The 17,794-nt window shown below is 71.0% G+C and carries 17 protein-coding genes; 11 read left to right on the plus strand and 6 right to left on the minus strand.

Features of this window, described 5'->3' with window-relative positions:
- The first annotated feature begins 14 nt into the window (after window positions 1-14).
- Window positions 15-794 (plus strand): SDR family NAD(P)-dependent oxidoreductase, encoded by a 780-nt coding sequence (locus M0M48_RS19205; protein ID WP_257752347.1) that lies wholly within the window; start codon window positions 15-17, stop codon window positions 792-794.
- 25 nt (window positions 795-819) lie between these two features.
- Here the strand turns inward: M0M48_RS19205 and M0M48_RS19210 are convergent, their stop codons facing one another.
- A complete protein-coding gene (locus M0M48_RS19210; protein ID WP_257752348.1) occupies window positions 820-1,833 on the minus strand; it encodes a response regulator transcription factor in 1,014 nt (337 codons plus the stop codon).
- Between the two features lie 72 nt (window positions 1,834-1,905).
- Window positions 1,906-3,477 (minus strand): APC family permease, encoded by a 1,572-nt coding sequence (locus tag M0M48_RS19215; protein WP_257752349.1) that lies wholly within the window; start codon window positions 3,475-3,477, stop codon window positions 1,906-1,908.
- A gap of 219 nt (window positions 3,478-3,696) precedes the next feature.
- Here M0M48_RS19215 and M0M48_RS19220 point away from each other — a divergent pair, with 219 nt between their 5' ends.
- The 10 genes from M0M48_RS19220 (at window position 3,697) to M0M48_RS19265 (ending at window position 11,507) form a co-directional block, all read left to right on the plus strand.
- Entirely contained in the window at window positions 3,697-4,983 is a 1,287-nt protein-coding gene (locus M0M48_RS19220; protein WP_257752350.1) for a class-III pyridoxal-phosphate-dependent aminotransferase, read from the plus strand.
- Entirely contained in the window at window positions 4,983-6,545 is a 1,563-nt protein-coding gene (locus M0M48_RS19225; RefSeq protein ID WP_257752352.1) for an aldehyde dehydrogenase family protein, read from the plus strand. The genes M0M48_RS19220 and M0M48_RS19225 overlap by 1 nt, the downstream gene beginning before the upstream one ends.
- Window positions 6,546-6,548: 3 nt before the next feature.
- Window positions 6,549-7,151, plus strand: a complete 603-nt coding sequence (locus M0M48_RS19230; protein WP_215814349.1) for a BMC domain-containing protein — start codon at window positions 6,549-6,551, stop codon at window positions 7,149-7,151.
- On the plus strand, window positions 7,148-7,588 hold the full coding sequence (locus M0M48_RS19235; protein WP_257752353.1) for a hypothetical protein: 441 nt from the start codon (window positions 7,148-7,150) through the stop codon (window positions 7,586-7,588). Before M0M48_RS19230 ends, M0M48_RS19235 begins: the two co-directional genes overlap by 4 nt.
- On the plus strand, window positions 7,588-7,836 hold the full coding sequence (locus M0M48_RS19240; RefSeq protein ID WP_215814347.1) for a EutN/CcmL family microcompartment protein: 249 nt from the start codon (window positions 7,588-7,590) through the stop codon (window positions 7,834-7,836). The genes M0M48_RS19235 and M0M48_RS19240 overlap by 1 nt, the downstream gene beginning before the upstream one ends.
- Before the next feature lie 46 nt (window positions 7,837-7,882).
- On the plus strand, window positions 7,883-8,164 hold the full coding sequence (locus M0M48_RS19245) for a BMC domain-containing protein (protein WP_038681564.1): 282 nt from the start codon (window positions 7,883-7,885) through the stop codon (window positions 8,162-8,164).
- Window positions 8,165-8,209: 45 nt separating this feature from the next.
- Window positions 8,210-8,857, plus strand: a complete 648-nt coding sequence (locus tag M0M48_RS19250; RefSeq protein WP_215814346.1) for a microcompartment protein — start codon at window positions 8,210-8,212, stop codon at window positions 8,855-8,857.
- Window positions 8,857-9,846, plus strand: coding sequence for a phosphotransferase enzyme family protein (locus tag M0M48_RS19255; protein WP_257752354.1), 990 nt, complete (start codon window positions 8,857-8,859; stop codon window positions 9,844-9,846). The genes M0M48_RS19250 and M0M48_RS19255 overlap by 1 nt, the downstream gene beginning before the upstream one ends.
- 19 nt (window positions 9,847-9,865) lie before the next feature.
- On the plus strand, window positions 9,866-10,636 hold the full coding sequence (gene fabG, locus M0M48_RS19260; protein ID WP_257752355.1) for a 3-oxoacyl-ACP reductase FabG: 771 nt from the start codon (window positions 9,866-9,868) through the stop codon (window positions 10,634-10,636).
- A gap of 82 nt (window positions 10,637-10,718) precedes the next feature.
- Window positions 10,719-11,507 (plus strand): GntR family transcriptional regulator, encoded by a 789-nt coding sequence (locus tag M0M48_RS19265; protein WP_257752356.1) that lies wholly within the window; start codon window positions 10,719-10,721, stop codon window positions 11,505-11,507.
- A gap of 131 nt (window positions 11,508-11,638) precedes the next feature.
- Here the strand turns inward: M0M48_RS19265 and M0M48_RS19270 are convergent, their stop codons facing one another.
- The 4 genes from M0M48_RS19270 to M0M48_RS19280 form a co-directional block, all read right to left on the minus strand.
- A complete protein-coding gene (locus tag M0M48_RS19270) occupies window positions 11,639-11,947 on the minus strand; it encodes a DUF1416 domain-containing protein (RefSeq protein ID WP_215814342.1) in 309 nt (102 codons plus the stop codon).
- Between the two features lie 4 nt (window positions 11,948-11,951).
- Window positions 11,952-12,800: a sulfurtransferase gene (locus M0M48_RS19275; protein WP_257752357.1), complete on the minus strand. Its 849-nt coding sequence runs from the start codon at window positions 12,798-12,800 to the stop codon at window positions 11,952-11,954.
- A 140-nt stretch (window positions 12,801-12,940) separates the two neighbouring features.
- A complete protein-coding gene (locus tag M0M48_RS31090; RefSeq protein ID WP_374585813.1) occupies window positions 12,941-13,090 on the minus strand; it encodes a putative leader peptide in 150 nt (49 codons plus the stop codon).
- A gap of 196 nt (window positions 13,091-13,286) precedes the next feature.
- The gene (locus M0M48_RS19280) at window positions 13,287-17,783 is read right to left on the minus strand and encodes a LamG-like jellyroll fold domain-containing protein (protein ID WP_257752358.1); all 4,497 of its coding nucleotides are present in this window, start codon (window positions 17,781-17,783) and stop codon (window positions 13,287-13,289) included.
- Window positions 17,784-17,794: the final 11 nt, after the last annotated feature.

The following is a 17,794-nucleotide window of genomic DNA, read 5'->3' on the forward strand; positions in this document are numbered from 1 at the left end:
CGAAAGGACCGAACATGATCGACCTCACCGGCAAGAACGCCGTCGTCACCGGCGCCTCCTCCGGCATCGGCCGGGCCATCGCCACCACCCTCGCCGCGGCGGGCGCGCACGTCGTCGTGGCCGACCTCACCGAGGAGGCCCGCGAGGGCGGCGAGACGACGACCGCGCTGGTCGCCGCCGCGGGTGGCTCGGCCGAGTTCGCCAAGCTCGACGTCACGGCGAGCGCCCACGTGGCGTCGTTCTTCGCCGAGCTCGACGAGCGCCTCGGCGGGCTCGACATCCTCGTCAACAACGCGGGCGTGCTCCGCGAGGGCAGCGTGCACGAGACCGACGACGAGACCTGGCGGACCCAGTTCCTCGTCAACGTCGACGGCACCTTCCACTGCACGCGCGAGATGGTGCGCGGCCTGCTGGCGCGCGAGAAGCCCGGAAAGATCGTCAACATCAGCTCGATCAGCGGCTTCCGCGGCAACCCGGGCTTCGCGGCGTACTGCGCGACCAAGGGCGCGATCGTGAACTTCACGCGCCAGGTCGCGCTGGACTACGCGAGCAAGGGGATCAACGTCAACGCGGTCGCCCCCGGCTTCGTGACGACCCACATGACGGCGCTCTACGACCAGGCCACGCACGACGCGCTCGCGGGACAGACACCCCGCGGCCGCTGGGCGAGCCCGCAGGACGTCGCCAACGCGGTGCTGTTCCTGGCCAGCCCGCTCGCCGACCACGTCGTCGGCGACAACCTGCTGGTCGACGGCGGCTGGACGATCGGTACGCCGGTCGAGCTGGACGCCTGAGGCCCCGGGCCAGGGGAACGGCGGCTCAGGTGCGCGCGAGCAAGGGGGTGGACGGGGTGGACACCGTGAGCGGCACGATGCCCTCGGCCACCGCCTTGCTCGCCGCGGCCACCCGGGTCGCGCAGCCGAGCTTGGCGAGGATGTGCTCGACGTGGGTCGCGACCGTGCGCGGGCTGAGCGAGAGCGAGAGCCCGATGCCGGGATTGCCCAGGCCCGCGGCGACCAGCGTCAGCACCTGGACCTCGCGCGGCGAGAGCCGGTACGGCGCCGCCGCCTCGCGCAGCGTGACCAGGACCCCCGTCGCCAGCCGGGTGGTGCGCACCTCGTGGCACCGGACGGCCGGGGAGACCCAGGTGAACCGCGCGGGCGGACCCTCGGGGCGCGCCAGCAGCTCGGCGGTCAGCGGCGAGTCGTCGGCGAGCCAGCGGTCGCGGCGCAGCCCGGGCAGCGCCACCAGCCGCCGGTCGGCCGTGATCAGCCCGGCCTCGGCGGCCTCCTCGAGGAGCTCGGTCCAGCTGTGTCCCTCGGGCGGGCGCATCGCGTCCATGAGCGGCGCGATCACGCGCTGCAGCGCGATCAGCGTCTCGACGGCGGAGTCACTGATCGGCAACGGCGAGTCGGAGCTCAGGTGAAGCGCCCCGGTGTAGCGCCCGTCGCGGGTGAACAGGCAGGTCGTCGACCCCTCGGCGAAGCCGCCGGGGATGAAGACCTCGTGCGCGCTGAACATGTCGCGGTAGTTGGGGATGTCGCACCAGCGCAGCGGCCGCGGGTTGCGGAAGCGCATGGTCAGGAACGCCGGGTCGTCGTTGACGAAGCCGTCGTTGAGGTAGGTCAGCACCGGGTCGGAGTACCCGATCTCGGCGACCGTCAGGTGCCGCTCCTCGACCGGGTCGAAGGTGGACAGGGCCGCCGCCTCGAGCGGGATGGCCTCACCGATCCGCTGCAGGACGGCGGTGGCCCGCACGGTGGCGGGGGTGTGCTCGACACAGATGGCAGCCACGTCGGCCACCAGGTCGAGCGGCGAAGGACGGCTGCTCATCGGGTCTCCCAGCTCGCGATCCTCGAAGAGTACGCCCTCCGCCGCCCGTCCGGAACGGGTCGCGCGGACGGCTCAGGCGTCGGCACGTTCCTGGGTGTCCTCGAGGACGATCCGGCCGATCGTGTCGTACCGCTCGGGCGCGAAGCGCTTGGCCCACAGCGCGAACAGCACACCGGCCACACCGACCGCGCCGACCACCCACGGCGACAGCTTGAAGACGATGTCGCTGGCCGCGGCGCCCGCCGCGAAGCCGGCGTTCTCGACCAGCAGCCAGATCACGTAGACCATGCCGATGCCGCCGATGAGCGGGGCCAGGAACGTGCGGAACCAGTGGGCGGTCTCGGGGTGCTTGCCCTGGGCGTGGAAGTAGGCGATGCAGGCGAACGCGGCCAGCGCCTGGACGATCATGATCGCCGTGGTGCCCATGATCGCCATGAGCGCGTAGAGCTGGCCGTAGGGGTCGCGGTCGGTGACGAAGAACAGCAGCACGATCACGGTCGCGACGGTGGTCTGCACGAACCCCGCGATGTACGGCGAGCCGTGCCGCGGGTGCGAGGCGCCGAGGGTCTTGCCGAAGCCGGGCACGAGGTTCTCGCGACCGATCGCGTAGATGTAGCGCGACGCGCAGTTGTGGAAGGCCATGCCGCAGGCGTACGAGCCGCTCATCAGCAGGAACTCGAAGAGCACGACGGCGCCGTGCCCGAGGTGCTGCTCGACCGGGCCGAAGAAGATCTGGCCGGCGGTGCTGCTGTCCTGGGCGAGCGCGACCGCGTTGTCCGGGCCGGTGCCGACGATGGCCGACCACGACACGATGACGTAGAAGAGCCCGATGCCCAGCACCGACAGCATCGTCGCGAGCGGGATGATCTTCTTGGGGTTGCGCGACTCCTCGCCGTACATGGCGGTGGACTCGAAGCCGACCCACGACCAGAACGCGAAGAACAGGCCGATGCCGGCCGAGCCGGCCACGACCAGCGTGGCGCCGGTGTCGGGGCTGGTGACGCTGCCGTCCAGGCCCTGGAAGGCGTTGAGCGGGTTGAGCGAGCCGAGCGACCAGCCGTCGGGGCCGCCGCCCGAGGCGAGGATCGAGACGGTCATCGCGCCGAGCATCACGATCTCGGTGACGAGGAAGATGCCGAGCACCACCGCGGTCAGGTTGATGTCGAAGTAGGTCAGCGCGGTGTTCACGCCGAGCATCAGCAGGGCGTACCAGATCCAGGAGATGTCCAGGCCCGTGTGCGTGGCGAAGAAGCTCGCGGCGAAGAACGAGAAGATCCCGACCAGGGCGGCCTCGAACACGACGTACGCGAGGGTGGTCAGGGCCCCGGCGCCCATCCCGACCACGCGGCCCAGGCCGTGCGAGATGAAGCCGTAGAAGGCTCCGGTCGACGTGATGTGCTTGGCCATCGCCGAGTAGCCCAGCGCGAACAGGCCGAGCACGATCGTGGCGACGAGATAGCCGGCCGGGGCGTTGGCCCCGCTGCCGAAGCCGATCGCGATGGGCACGTTGCCCACCATCGCGGTGATCGGCGCGGCGGTCGCGACCGCCATGAACATGACGCCCACCAGGCCGACGGCGTTCGGCTTGAGGCGCTGGACCCCTGTGTCGGTCTCCGGTACTGCGCGCGTCTCCTCTGCAGACATGCGGACTCTCTCTCCCGTGCCCAGGGGGCACGTCCGGGTTGTGTCCTGGCTCACACCAGGCCCCGCATGCTGGCACTACCGAACAGACCAAATCAAGGTTTTGGGTCAGACAATTTTCTCAATCTCGAACCGTTGACTTTTTCGGTCTGACCAAACAGGATCCTCACCACAAGGCTTCCGGTGCCTGCACGGGGCGGCCACCGACACGTAGGGATGGCGATGCACGACTACGACGCGTTCAGCTTCGACTCGAAGGCAGAGATGCTCGAGAAGTCGGCGCACTACTGGAACCCGGACAAGACGCGGTTCTGGTCCGACAGCGGGGTCGACCTGGTGATCGACCGCCGCGAGGGCTACCTGCTCTGGGACATGGACGGGCGCCGGCTCATCGACGTCCACCTCAACGGCGGCACCTACAACCTGGGCCACCGCAACCCCGAGGTGGTCACCGCGGTCAAGCAGGCGATGGACCGCTTCGACGTGGGCAACCACCACTTCCCCTCGCTCGGGCGGACCGCCCTCGCCGAGGCCCTCGTCGAGTCCGCACCGGCCAGCCTGACCAAGGTCGCCTACGCCTCCGGTGGCGGCGAGGCGATCGACATCGCCCTCAAGAGCGCCCGGCACGCCATGCAGAAGCGCAAGATCGTCTCGATCGTGAAGGCCTACCACGGGCACACCGGCCTGGCCGTCGCCACCGGCGACGACCGGTTCGCCAAGCTCTTCCTCGCCGACCGGCCCGAGGAGTTCCCCCAGGTCCCGTTCAACGACCTCGACGCGATGGAGCAGGCGCTCAAGGGCCGCGACGTCGCCGCCGTGATCATGGAGACGATCCCCGCGACGTACGGCTTCCCGCTGCCGAACCCGGGCTACCTCGAGGCGGTCAAGGCGCTCTGCGAGAAGTACGACGCGCTCTACATCGCCGACGAGGTGCAGACCGGCCTGATGCGCACCGGCGAGCTCTGGGCCATCACCAAGCACGGCATCGAGCCGGACATCCTGGTCAGCGGCAAGGGTCTGTCCGGCGGCATCTACCCGATCGCCGCGGTGCTCCTCAGCGAGCGCGCCGGCGCCTGGCTGCACGAGGACGGCTTCGGGCACATCTCGACCTTCGGCGGTGCCGAGCTCGGCTGCGTGGCGGCGCTCAAGACGCTGGAGATCACCCAGCGCCCCGAGGTCCGCTCGATGGTCCACTACATCGCCGACCAGGTCGGCGCGGGCCTGCGCCAGGTCCAGGCGCAGTACCCCGACTGGTTCGTCGGCATCCGGCAGAACGGCGTGGTGCTCGGCCTGGAGTTCGCCCACCCCGAGGGCGCGAAGTTCGTCATGCGCCAGCTCTACGAGCTCGGTGTCTGGGCGATCTTCTCGACCCTCGACCCCCGGGTGCTGCAGTACAAGCCCGGGATCCTGATGACGCCCGACCTCGTCGAGGAGCTCCTCGACCGCACCGCGCTGGCCGTCGGCCGCGCGGCCGCCGATCCCGCACTCTCGCGCCGGAGGGCCAGCTGATGTCCGACCAGACCGTCACCGCACCCGGCGCGGCCGGCCACCTGCTCGAGCGGGCGCGCTGGGCGGCGCGCGCCTACGCGTCGTACTCGGCGAGCGATGTCGACCGGATCGTGCGTGCCGTCGCCGACGTCGCCCACGCCCACGCCCAGAAGTACGCCGAGTGGGCCGTGCGCGAAACCGGCTTCGGCGTCGTCGAGCACAAGGTCCGCAAGAACCAGGCCTGCTCGCGCGGCATCGTCGACACCTACGCCGGCCAGGACTTCGTGACCCCCCGGGTCCGCATCGACGACAAGATCGTCGAGGTGCCGCGCCCCGCGGGCGTCGTGCTCGCCCTGACGCCCTCGACCAACCCGGTCGCCACCGTGTTCTTCAAGGTGATCCTGGCGCTGATGACCCGCAACGCCGTGGTGGTCAGCCCGCACCCGATGGCCAAGGAGTGCTGCCACGACGCCGCGCAGCTGCTGGCCCGCGCCGCGGTCGAGGCGGGTGCGCCCGACGGCATCGTGCAGAGCATCGCCGAGCCGACGATCCCCCTCGTCGAGGCGCTCATGGGCGACGTGCGCACCAACGTCATCCTCGCCACCGGCGGCACCGGCGTGGTCCGGGCGGCCTACAGCTCGGGCAACCCGGCGATCGGCGTCGGGCCCGGCAACGTGCCGGTCCTGGTCGACGCGACCGCCGACGTCCGCGCCGCGGCGCAGCGCCTGGTCGAGAGCAAGGCCTTCGACAACTCGGTGCTCTGCACCAACGAGTCGGTGCTCATCGCCGAGGAGGCGATCGCCGACAAGCTCGTGCGCGAGATGGAGCGGGCCGGTGCCGCCGTGCTCAGCCCGGACGACGCCCAGCGGCTGCGCGACTACATGTTCCCGCTCGGCCGGCTCAACGTGGACGTCGTCGGCAAGGACGCCTCGTGGATCGCCCAGCAGGCGGGGATCCGCGTCGGTCCGCGCACCCAGGTGCTCGTCGCGCCCTTCGCCACCGCCGTGCCCGAGGAGCCCCTCACCCACGAGAAGCTCTCGCCGGTGCTCGGCCTGATCCGGGTCCCCGACGCGAGCACCGGCATCGCGACCGCGCGGGCGATCATCCGGATCGCCGGCGCCGGGCACAGCGCGGCCATCCACTCCGCCGACCCCGGCACGGTGGTGCGCTACGCCGCCGAGGTGCCCGTGCTGCGGGTCTCGGTCAACGTCGGCAACAGCACCGGCAGCTCCGGGCTCGACACGAACCTCGCACCCACCATGACCATCGGGACCGGCTTCGTCGGGCGCAGCGCGCTCGGCGAGAACCTCCAGCCGAAGCACCTCGTCGACTGGACCCGGATCGCCTACAACGCCGATCCCGCCGAGGCGATGCCGGCATACGCCGGGCTGAGCCCGTGGTCCGAGCACCGCACGCCCGTGCCGGCGTACCCGGTGCCGTCGAACGACCAGCGCGCGGCCACGGCCGTGCCGTCCGCCGTCGACGCGGTCGTCGACCGGCTCGGCGGCTCCGCAGACGCGGCCTTCCGCGAGCAGGTCCGTCGTCTCGTCGTCGAAGAACTCTCCCACCTCATCAAGGGCTGACCCATGGCTGAACTGCGTTCCTTCATCTTCATCGACCGGCTCCAGCCGCAGACCATGTGCTACCTCGGCACCTGGATCAAGGGCACCCTGCCGCGCGCCCACATGGCCGCGCAGATCATCGAGGTCGCGCCCGGCATCGACATCGAGCCGATCACCGACGTCGCCCTCAAGCACGCCGAGGTGGCCGCCGGCGTCCTCGTCGTCGAGCGGCAGTTCGGCTACCTGGAGTTCCACGGCGAGACCGGCTCGGTCAAGGCCGCTGCCGAAGGCGTCCTCGACGCACTCGGCGCCGACGCGTCGAGCGCGGTGCGGCCGCAGATCCTGGCCAGCAAGATCATCAGCTCGATCGACCACCAGCACGCCTTCCTGATCAACCGCAACAAGATCGGGTCGATGGTGCTGCCGGGCGAGTCGATGTACGTGCTCGAGGTGCAGCCCGCGTCGTACGCGATCGTGGCGACCAACGAGGCCGAGAAGGCCGCCGACATCAAGGTCGTCGACTACCGCATGATCGGTGCCACCGGCCGGGTCTACCTGGCCGGCAAGGAGGCCGACGTACGGCAGGCGGCCGAGGCGGCCGAGGACGCCCTGCGAGGGCTCACGTGACCTCGTCCCCCGACCTGCGGGCGCTCATCGCGGACGTCGTCCGCGAGGTCGTCGCGGACCTCGCCGGTCCGGCGGCCCGGGCCGCCGCGCCCCCGGCGCCGCCCGCGCTGCGCGAGCGCGTCGAGGCGGTCCGGATCGCCGACGACGCCGACCTCGACCGGTTCGCCCGGCAGCTGCTCGCCCTGTTCGAGAACCCCAAGAACCGCCAGGACCTGAAGGCCGGCCGGTTGCGGTTCCGGCTCGAGGGTGGGACCACGAGCGCCGTACCGGAGGCCCGGCCGGTGCAGCGGATCGACACCGGCGCCGTCACCGAGCGCCAGGTCAAGGCGGCCGCCGAGGCGGGCCGCCGGCTGGTCCTCGGCCGCCGGGCCGTGCTGACTCCCCTGGCGCGCGAGAAGGCTCGCGCGCTGGGGGTACCCATCGAGAAGGAGCGCTGATGCTGAGAGCAGTCGTGACCGGCAATGTCTGGTCCACCAAGAGGATCGACGGCCTGCCCAACGGCGCCTTCCTCGAGGTCGAGGTGGACGGCGGCAGTCGCCTGGTCGCCTTCGACGTCCTGGGCAGCGGGGTCGGCGAGACCGTCCTGGTCGCCCAGGGATCGGTCGCCGCGGCCTGGTTCCCCGGCACCCCACCGCCCGTCGACGCGCTCGTCATCGGCTCGATCGACTCCCAGCCCACGGGCTGACACCCACCACCACCGCAACAACCACCGCACAACCAAGGAGCACCACATGTCCAGCACCGCCATCGGCATGATCGAGACCAAGGGCTTCGTCGCCGCGCTCGCCGCCGCGGACGCCATGGTCAAGGCCGCGAACGTCACCATCACCGACCGCCAGGAGGTCGGCGACGGGCTCGTCGCCGTCGTCATCAGCGGCGAGGTCGGCGCGGTCAAGGCCGCCACCGAGGCCGGCGCCGAGACCGCCTCGCAGGTCGGCGAGCTCGTCAGCGTCCACGTCATCCCGCGCCCCCACGCCGAGATCGGCAACCACTTCGACGTCAGCGCGAAGTAGCCCGATCACCGCCGTCACGCCAGCATCCCGAGAAGAGGAGGTCCGATGACCGCCACCCACGCCCGTACGGAGCTGCGGGTCAACCTGATGGTCGAGGACCTGCAGCCGCAGTTCGCCGCCTACCTGGGCACGCCCACGCGGGCCCGCGGGTACCCGCCGTACGCCGGGGACCACGCGCTCATCATCGAGGTCGCCCCCGCGCTCGCCATCGAGCGCGTGATCGACCTGGCGCTGCGCGCGGTGCCGACGGTCGAGCCCGGCATCCTCTTCGTGGAGCGGCAGTTCGGCGTCCTCGAGCTGCACGCCTCGTCACTGGCCGACGTCACCGCCGCCGGCCAGGCGGTGCTCGACGGCACCGGCAGCTCGGCCAGTGACCAGCTCCGCCCGCGGGTGCTCTACCACGACATCATCGAGCACATCACCGACCAGCACGCGGTGATCCTCAACCGCAACCGATCGGGGTCGATGGTGATGCCGGGACAGTCGCTCCTCGTCTACGAGATGACTCCTGCCCTGTTCGCGGCCGTGGCCGCCAACGAGGCCGAGCGTGCGGCACCCGGCATCACGATGGTCGACGTGCAGTTCATTGGAGCGGCGGGGCGGCTGTACCTGAGCGGCACCACCGAGGACGTCGAGGTGGCCCGCGACCGGATCACCAAGGTCCTGGAGTCGATCGAGGGACGGGAGCACTGATGGACACCGTGGCCGCGGCGACCGACACCCGGGTCGCCGAGCTGGCGCTGCCGTCGTACGGCTTCGGGGAGGGGCGCACCCTGCGGATGATCAACCTGTCCGAGAACGCGACCTTCCTGGTCGAGGAGCCCGGCCGCACCGCGATCCTGCGGGTGCACCGGGTCGGCTACCACTCGCGCAGCGACATCGAGAGCGAGCTCGCCTGGCTCGCCGCGCTGCGGGCCGAGTCGGGGGTCGCCACCTCCGCGGAGATCGCCAACGACCACGGCGAGCGGGTCACCACCGTCGTCGTCGACGGGCAGGAGCGGCACTGCGTCCTCTTCGAGCTCGTGCCCGGCATCGAGCCGGACGACGTCGCGCTCGGCACCTCCGACTTCGAGACGCTCGGCGCGATCACCGCGCGCATGCACGAGCACGCGCGCTCGTGGACGCCGCCGGCCGGCTTCCACCGGTTCCGGTGGGACTGGGAGCACTCCCTCGGCGAGCAGCCCCGCTGGGGGCGCTGGCAGGACGGCATCGGCGTCGGTGCGGCCGAGGAGGAGGTGCTCGGTGCGGCGGCCGCGATCGTCGAGGAGCGGCTCGCGTCGTACGGGACGGGGGCGGACCGGTTCGGCCTCGTCCACGCCGACCTCCGCCTCGCCAACCTCCTGGTCGAGGGCGACCTCGTCACGGTCATCGACTTCGACGACTGCGGGCTGTCGTGGTTCATGTACGACTTCGGCACCGCCGTGTCGTTCATCGAGCACGACCCGCGGCTGCCGCGGTGGCAGGAGGCGTGGCTGCGCGGCTACCGCTCGGTCGTCGACCTCTCCGCCGAGCACGAGGCGATGCTGCCGACGTTCGTCATGCTCCGCCGGCTGCTGCTCGTGGCCTGGCTGGGCTCGCACGCCCACTCCCGCGAGTGCCAGGAGCTCGGCCCCGGCTACACCGCCGGCTCCGTCGAGCTCGCCCACCGCTACGTGGCGTCCGGCGGCGCCACGCTCACCTGATCCCACCCACGGAGGACCCATGTTCACCTCACTCGCTGGACGCTCCGTCGTCGTCACCGGCGGCAGCAAGGGCATCGGCCGCGGCATCGCCACGGTCTTCGCCCGGGCCGGCGCCCGGGTGCTCGTCACCGGACGCGACGAGGCGGCGCTCGAGGCCGCGTGCGCGGAGCTCGGCGCCGGGGCGTCGTACGTCGTGACGGACGTGAGCTCGCGCGAGGACTGCGACCGGATGGCCGCCACCGCCGTCGACCGGCACGGCGGCATCGACGTCCTGTGCGCCAACGCCGGGATCTTCCCCGCCGCGCGCCTCGACGCGATGACACCCGGCGACCTGCGCACCGTGATGGCGACGAACCTCGACGGCACCGTGTTCGCGGTCCAGGCCTGCCTGGAGGCGCTGACCGCCAGCGGCCGCGGCCGGATCGTGGTCACCTCGTCGATCACCGGGCCCTTCACCGGCTACCCGGGCTGGTCGCACTACGGCGCCAGCAAGGCCGCCCAGCTCGGCTTCGTCCGTACGGCGGCGCTCGAGCTGGCCCCGCGCGGGATCACCATCAACGCGGTGCTCCCGGGCAATGTCGCCACCGAGGGACTCGACGGGCTCGGCGAGGACTACCTCGCCGCGATGGCCGCGAGCGTCCCCCAGAAGCGCCTCGGCAGCGTCGCCGACATCGGCAACGCCGCGCTGTTCTTCGCCACCGAGGAGGCCGGCTACGTGACCGGCCAGAGCCTGGTCGTCGACGGCGGCCAGGTGCTGCCGGAGTCGCTCCAGGCGCTCGAGGAGATCTGAGCGGACCGGTCGGGTACCGTTTCGCCTACTGGTCAGACCGAATCGGGCGGTTCACCAGGAACAGCCGGAGAGGAGCGGGGCCATGGCCAACGAGCACGCCGTCGCGGAGAACCTGCGGCGCCGGATGCTGACCGACATCGGCTCCGGCACCCTGCCCCCGGGCGCCCGGCTGGGCAGCGAGCGCGAGCTCTCCGAGCACTACGGCGTCAGCCGCGCGACCCTGCGCCAGGTGCTCGCCGCGCTCGAGGAGGCCGGACTCGTCCGCCGCGTCGCCGGCCGCGGGGGCGGCACCTTCATCAACCACGCCAAGGTCGAGCACGACCTGACCAAGGTGGTCGGCGTCCCGGCCTACCTCGCCCGGCAGGGCTACTCGGCGGGCACCCGGGTCGTCGCGACCAAGATGGGCGTCGCCGACGCACCGACCCGCCGCGCGCTCCAGCTGGGCGAGGGCGATCTCGTGGTCGACGTACGGCGGCTGCGGCTGGCCGACGGCACGCCGTTCTCGCTCGACCACGCCCGCCTGCCCGCCGACCGCTTCCCCGGACTGCTCGAGCAGCCGCTGGGCGGCTCGATCTACGAGCTCATCGAGAACGACTACGGCGTCACCATCGGTGACGCCGAGGAGGTCGTCGAGGTCGTCCACGCCACCGACGAGGAGGCGGCCCTGCTCTCCGTCGCCGTCGGCGACCCCCTGGTCTCGATCACCCGGACGACGTACGACACCGGTGGCACGCCCTTCGAGTTCTCCCACGACCTCTTCCGCTCCGACCGGGTCCGGATCACCCTGCGCACCCCCGGCCGCGGCCTGCGCGGCATCCCCGGCACCGACACCCCCCACTTCGCCACCATCTCCTCCGTCCCGGCCTCCTAGCCGCCGAAGGCGCAGGGTTCCGGCCACGAAGTCGCAGGGTTTCTGCACCGAAGTCGCGGGGTTCCGGCCCCGAGGACGCAGAACGGCCCGGACGACATACGTCGTCCGGGCCGTTGCGGCGTTGCTGGGTCTCAGATCGCGATCAGGACCTCGGCCACCGAGCCGGTCTGCGCCTGGACGGCGCGGTCGACCGGGTCGGCCTTGGGGGCCAGGGTCCGCAGCGTCCACTGGCCGTCGCCGGCGAAGAACCGGAAGTGGCCGGTCGCGGAGGTCGGGACCTCCGCGGTGAACTCGCCGCTCTTGTCGAGCAGCCGGACGTAGGCGCCCGACACCGGGGTGGCGTCGTCACCGGTGCCGCGCACGACCTGGCCCTGGATCACGGCCTCCTTGGCCACGTTGACGCCCTCGAGGGAAAGCCCTCCGACAGTCGCTCCGCACATGTGCTCAGGCCTCCCCGGGCTCGTCGCCGAGGGCGATCGGAACGCCGACGAGGGAGCCGTACTCGGTCCACGAGCCGTCGTAGTTCTTGACGTTCTTCTTGCCGAGGATCTCCTGCAGCACGAACCAGGTGAGCGAGGAGCGCTCACCGATGCGGCAAAGGGCGATGGTGTCCTTGGCCTCGTCGAAGCCGACCTCGGCGTAGAGCGCCTGCAGGTCCGCGTCGGACTTGAAGGTGCCGTCGTCGTTGGCGTTCTTGCTCCACGGGACGTTCACGGACGTCGGGATGTGGCCGGCGCGCTGCGACTGCTCCTGCGGGAGGTGGGCCGGGGCGAGGAGGCGGCCGGCGTACTCGTCGGGGCTGCGGACGTCGACCAGGTTCTGCGTGCCGATCGCGGCAACGACGTCGTCGCGGAAGGCGCGGATCGAGCTGTCCTGCTCCTGCGCCGTGTACGTCGTCGCGGCTCGCGTGGGCAGCTCGTCGGTCAGCTCGCGGCTGTCGAGCTCCCACTTCTTGCGGCCGCCGTCCATGAGCTTGACGTCCTGGTGGCCGTAGAGCTTGAAGTACCAGTAGGCGTAGGCCGCGAACCAGTTGTTGTTGCCGCCGTACAGCACGACGGTCTGGTCGTTGCCGACGCCGCGCTCGGAGAGCAGGGCCTCGAACTGCGCCTTGTTGACGAAGTCACGACGGACCTGGTCCTGCAGGTCGGTGGTCCAGTCGAGCTTGATGGCGTTGCGGATGTGGCCCTTGTCGTAGGCCGTGGTGTCCTCGTCGACCTCGATGACGACGACCTGGGGGTTGTCGAGGTTGTCCTCGACCCACTGGGCGGAGACGAGGGAGTTCTCGCGGCTCATGGTGATTCCTTCGATGGTTGCGATGGTGCGGTACGACGGTGCTGTTGCGGCAGCACGGCACGACACAGGACTACGCCTGGGCACGGCAGTGCCACGGAGGCGACGGGAGAACGGCGGAACCGCCGGAGTTCAGAGACCCGTCAGCAGGGTCGACACAGCGCCGAGCTGACGCGGCAGTTGTCCACCGCGCGCCGCTTGGTCAGCAGCAGGGTCGTCGACATGAGGAAGAGCCTAGGCGGCTTTGCGCGAACCACGAACTCGGCATTCCAAATCTTGAGACGGTTGTCCATTGATTGAGATCGGCGAGGCCGAGGGCGCAGGTTTCACCCGTCGAGGGCGCAGGTTTCTCCCCTCGAAATTGCGCAGCTTCCCGGCCGAGATCGCAGTTGTCCGACACTGCGACCTCGACCGGGAAACCTTGCTACTTCGACCCCGGAACCCTGCGACTTCGGGGGTGGAACCCCGCGACTTCGCGGGGCGGGTGGGTCAGCGACGCTTGCGGAAGGTGAACGTCGCCGTGCCGGCGTAGTGCGTGGCGTTGCCGGCGTACGACGCCTTGACCCGGTACGTCCCCGGCCGCAGGCTGCGGGCGGTGGAGCACGAGGCCTTGCCCTTGCGGATCACCGCGGTGCAGAGCGTGCGGCCCTTGCTGGTGAACACGATCCGGCCGGTCGCCGTCGGGGCGACGGTGGCGGTCAGGACGGCGGGCTTGCGGCGCGCGACGCTGCTCTTGGCCGCCTTGGCCTTGAGCTTCGGGTGTGCCTTGGCGGGGGCCGGCTTGCCGGGCTGACGCACCGACAGGACGAACGTCCGCTGGGCCGGCTGGTGACCCTGGTCGCCGGAGTAGCCGGCGACGATGACGTACTCCCCCGGCGGGGGCAGGGTCTTGACCGTGCAGCTCGCGGTGCCGCCGGAGACCGGGGCCTCGCAGAGCACCTCCTCGCCGTTGAGGAAGCGCACGGTGCCGGTGGCTGCCGACGGGCCGACCTTGGCGCTCAGGTGGAGCGTCTGGCCGAAGACGGCCGTGACGTTGCCGCCCGTGACCGTCGCCGGAGCCCGGTTGTCGACCGCGGCGACGACCCGGACGACGCGCGGGGCGACGACCTGGTTGCCGTTGCTGTCGGCGACGACGTACGTCAGCGCGTAGCTGCCCGCCTTGTCGACGTCGACCGTGCCGACCACGCGGACCCGGTCGGTCACGTTGCCGTCGGTGTTGTCGGTCGCGGTGACGCCGGTGAGCGGGTCGAAGGCGTCCCCGACCGTCAGCGTGGTCTCCCCGGACAGGGTGAGCTCCGGCGCGGTGGTGTCGGTGCCGGCGGCGGTCGCCCGGAACACCGTGCCGAACTGGCGCAGGGCGCCGATCCGGTCGCCGCTCGCGGTGCGGCTCTCCGCCGTCCACGCGTAGACCTCGCCGTCGGCGAGCCCCTTCCACTCCACCGTCGCCGGCCAGCCCGAGCGGACCGTGTCGGTGCCGATCACGGTGTCGGTCGGGGTGACCACGGTGAGGCCGTCGGTCGAGAACGTCGTGGTGCGGCTCGACAGGTCGACCGGCAGCACCAGGTTGTCCTCGGCGCCGTTGTAGCGCTTGCGGTCGTCGTACTCGGTCGCGCCGAAGTTGTCGAAGTGCGGCGAGTAGGTGTCGATGCTGACCTCGGCCCGCGCGACGTCGAACTGGAGCAGCCGCAGCCAGCTGGCGCCGAACTGGAGGAGGTCGGTCGCCTTGTGGTCGGTGACGCCGTCGCCGTTGAGGTCGATATTGCCCGAGGAGTCGACCTTGTCGGGCCACAGCTCGCGCGCGGAGACCTTGTAGAACTGGTAGTCCGCGAGCAGCTCGACGACGTTGTGCTGGACGGTCGCGCCGACCTTGGTCTTCAGGTTCGTGCCGACACCGTGCTCGTGACCGGCCAGGATCAGGAAGACGTTGGGGTTGGCGGTGACCACCTCGTCGTACAGCTTGGAGCCGTCACCCGAGAACGCCGAGCCGCGGCCGTCCTTGGCCGTCGAGGGCGCGATGTAGGCGTGCGTGAGCAGGATGCCGTTGCGGTCGGGGAAGCGCTCGAACACCGAGCTCGCCCAGTCCGCCTCGGCCTGCGTCACGCCGTAGGACAGGCCGACCGCGACGAAGTCGAGACCGCCGGCCGAGAACAGCACGTAGTTGTTCTGGTTGTCCTGGCCGGGCGTGAGCACCTTGCCCTGGCTGTCGGTCGTCTCGTCCCACGCGTGGTACGACGCACCGGTCGGCCACTTCTTCTCGGCGTCGTAGTAGCGCTCCGGTCCGTAGTGCTGGTTGAACCGCGAGGTCGGGCCGGTCTCGTTGCCGAGCTGGTTGTCATGGTTGCCCGCGATCACCTGGTTGACGACACCTGCGTCGTCGAGGGTGGCCTGCGCGCCCGAGGTGAACTCGAACTCCCGTGTCACCTGGGCGTCGAGGCCCGGGTAGAGCAGGTTGCCGAGACCGTCCTTGGCCAGCGGGTTGTAGTAGTCGTTCTCGATGATGTCGCCGGTGTGGCCGGCCCACGCGATCTTGCGCGGCCCCGCCTGCTGGGCGATCCAGCTCGTGCTCGCCTCGTAGGCCTTGGCCCAGATGGCGCGCTCCTCCTCCTGCATGACGTCGCTGGGCTCGGCGACGCCGTCCCAGTCGTCGTACGTGCCGCCGGCGGCACCCTCGGCGAGGTACTGCGTGTCGGTGAAGTGGGCGAGCGAGAAGTCGTAGTCCGCCGGGTTCTCGAACTTGTCCTTGTCGTTCGCGGCCTTCTCGTCGCGCGGGGCGAGGTCGTCGGCGAACGGGTCGGTGCCGAGCACCAGGAGGTGGACGACGCCGTCGTCCACGAGCGCCGGCCGTACGGCGGCGTTGAGCACCGTGTCGCCCTCGCGCACACCGCGCGCGGTGGCGAGCTCGGCCCAGGTGGACGTCTCCTTGTTCCAGGCGTGGAGCGTGACCGAGCGCGCCGGGTCGACGACGCCCTTCCACACGACCTGCTGACCGGTCACGGACGGACCGACCTGGACGTCGTACTTCTGGAAGGGGAGGTCGCCGGTGGTCGGGCTCGTCGACGCCTTGGTGTCGTCGGGCGTGGCCTTGCCGGTGAGCTGCTTGCCGTCGCTGTAGGTGAAGTCGAGCGAGGTCGGGAGCTCCTTGACGACGCCCTGCACGCCGCCCTCGGCGACGGCTGCGGTCGCCGCACGGAAGGTCGTGGTCACGTCGCTGCCGTCGGGGCTGCTGGCGATCGCGGACAGCTCGACGCGGCCCTTGCCCTCGCCGGCGCCGGTACCGCCGCCGGTCGGGATGCTGTCGGACTCGAAGGCGATCTCGTTCTTGATCTCCTTGCCGAAGACGTCGATCGCGCTGATCGTGATCGTGTGCGCGCCGGCGGACAGGCCGGGACCGACCAGCTGGCCGGGGGTGATCGGCTTGCCGTCGAGCAGGTAGGTCCAGCCCGTCGCGTTGTCCTGGTTGCTGACGGTGACGTCGAATTCGACCGGCGCCGAGAGCCGGTCACCGGGCGCCGGGACGGACGAGGTCACCGCGACGCGGGCGTCGGGGTGCTCGCCGAAGGCGGCGATGTCGAGCGCCTTGATCTCGGACTCGTTGAGCGCACGGCCGTAGATGCGGGCGTTCGCGATCTTGGCCTTGGCGTAGAACTGCGCGCCGGCGTTGGGCGAGGAGTCACCGCCGACGGTCCAGGCGCGCGCGGTGGCGGCCGGGAGGGTCAGCGCGCCGGTGGCCGGCGTCGTCGCGGCGAGCACGCCGTCGACGTACAGCTTGATCTCGGTGCCGTTCCAGGTCGCGGCGACGTGGTACCAGCGGTTGGGCGTGATGGTCGCGCGGGCGGTCTTGTAGCCACCGCCGATGTGCGCCATCAGGCCGACCTTGTCGTCGTTGATGTAGATCGAGTAGCCGCCGGCCTCCTTGCCGGAGCAGACCGACGCCTCGGTGCTGGTCGGCAGCGTGCCGTTGTAGCGGAAGGTGCACTCGAGGGTCACCGCGTTGGTGATCTGGCCCCAGTGCGGGGTGAGCGCGTAGCCGTACGCGTCGGCCCCGCCGAGGGTGACGACCTTGCGGCCCAGGGCCGGGTCGTCGCCGATCTTGGGCGCACCGAAGGTCTTGACGGCGAGGTCGCGCACCCGGTCCTTGGGCGTGCCGTCGGCGAAGTCGACGTCGAGGACGTCGGCCTGCGGCACGGGGATCGCGGTGTCCCACTCGGCGGCGAGAGCGCGGACCTCGTCGGCCGAGACGGCGCGCGAGTACACGCTGGACGCCGCGAACGTGCTGGGCGGAGCAGGCTGGCCGATGCCGGTCGGGCTCGCGTCGGCGCCCACGATGAAGCGCCGCGAGGTCGCGACGGGGAAGGTCAGCGCGCCACTCGCGGTCGTCGTCTGGGCGAGCTGCCCGTTGACGTACAGCTTGATCTGGTTGCCGTCCCAGGTGGCGACCGCGTGGTACCAGCGGTTGCCCTCGACGGGCGTGAGCGCGCTCTTGTAGCCGCCGCCGACGTGGGCCATGAAGCCCAGGTTGCCGCCGGTCACGTACATCGAGATGCCGCCGGCCTCCTTGTCGGAGCAGAGGTCCTTCTCGTTGGCGACCGGCATCGTGGTGTCGATCCGGAAGACGCACTCCACGCTGAGGCCGGTGGTGAGCTTGCTCCACTGGTCCTCGAACGGGAAGCCCACGGCGTCGTCCACGCCGTCGACGGTCATCACCGGGCCCTGCTTGGCATCGGTGTCGAAGACCGGCGTGCCGTAGGTGATCGGGGCCAGCGACTGCGCCTTGTCGGCGGCCGCGCCGCCGGCGAAGCCGACGTCGAGGATGTCAGGCACCGGCGCCGGTACGGCGGCCGGTGCGGCCGCCGCCTCCGGCACGAGGGTGGGTGGGGTGAGCGGTGCGGCCTGGCTGGGGGCGGCCAGCAGGCCACCGGCAGCCACGGATGTCGCGACCAGGGAGGTCGCGATCATCCGGAGCCTGCGCATCGGTCGTGCGGACACGACGGGTCTCC

This window comes from Pimelobacter simplex (assembly GCF_024662235.1).
Lineage (GTDB): Bacteria > Actinomycetota > Actinomycetes > Propionibacteriales > Nocardioidaceae > Nocardioides.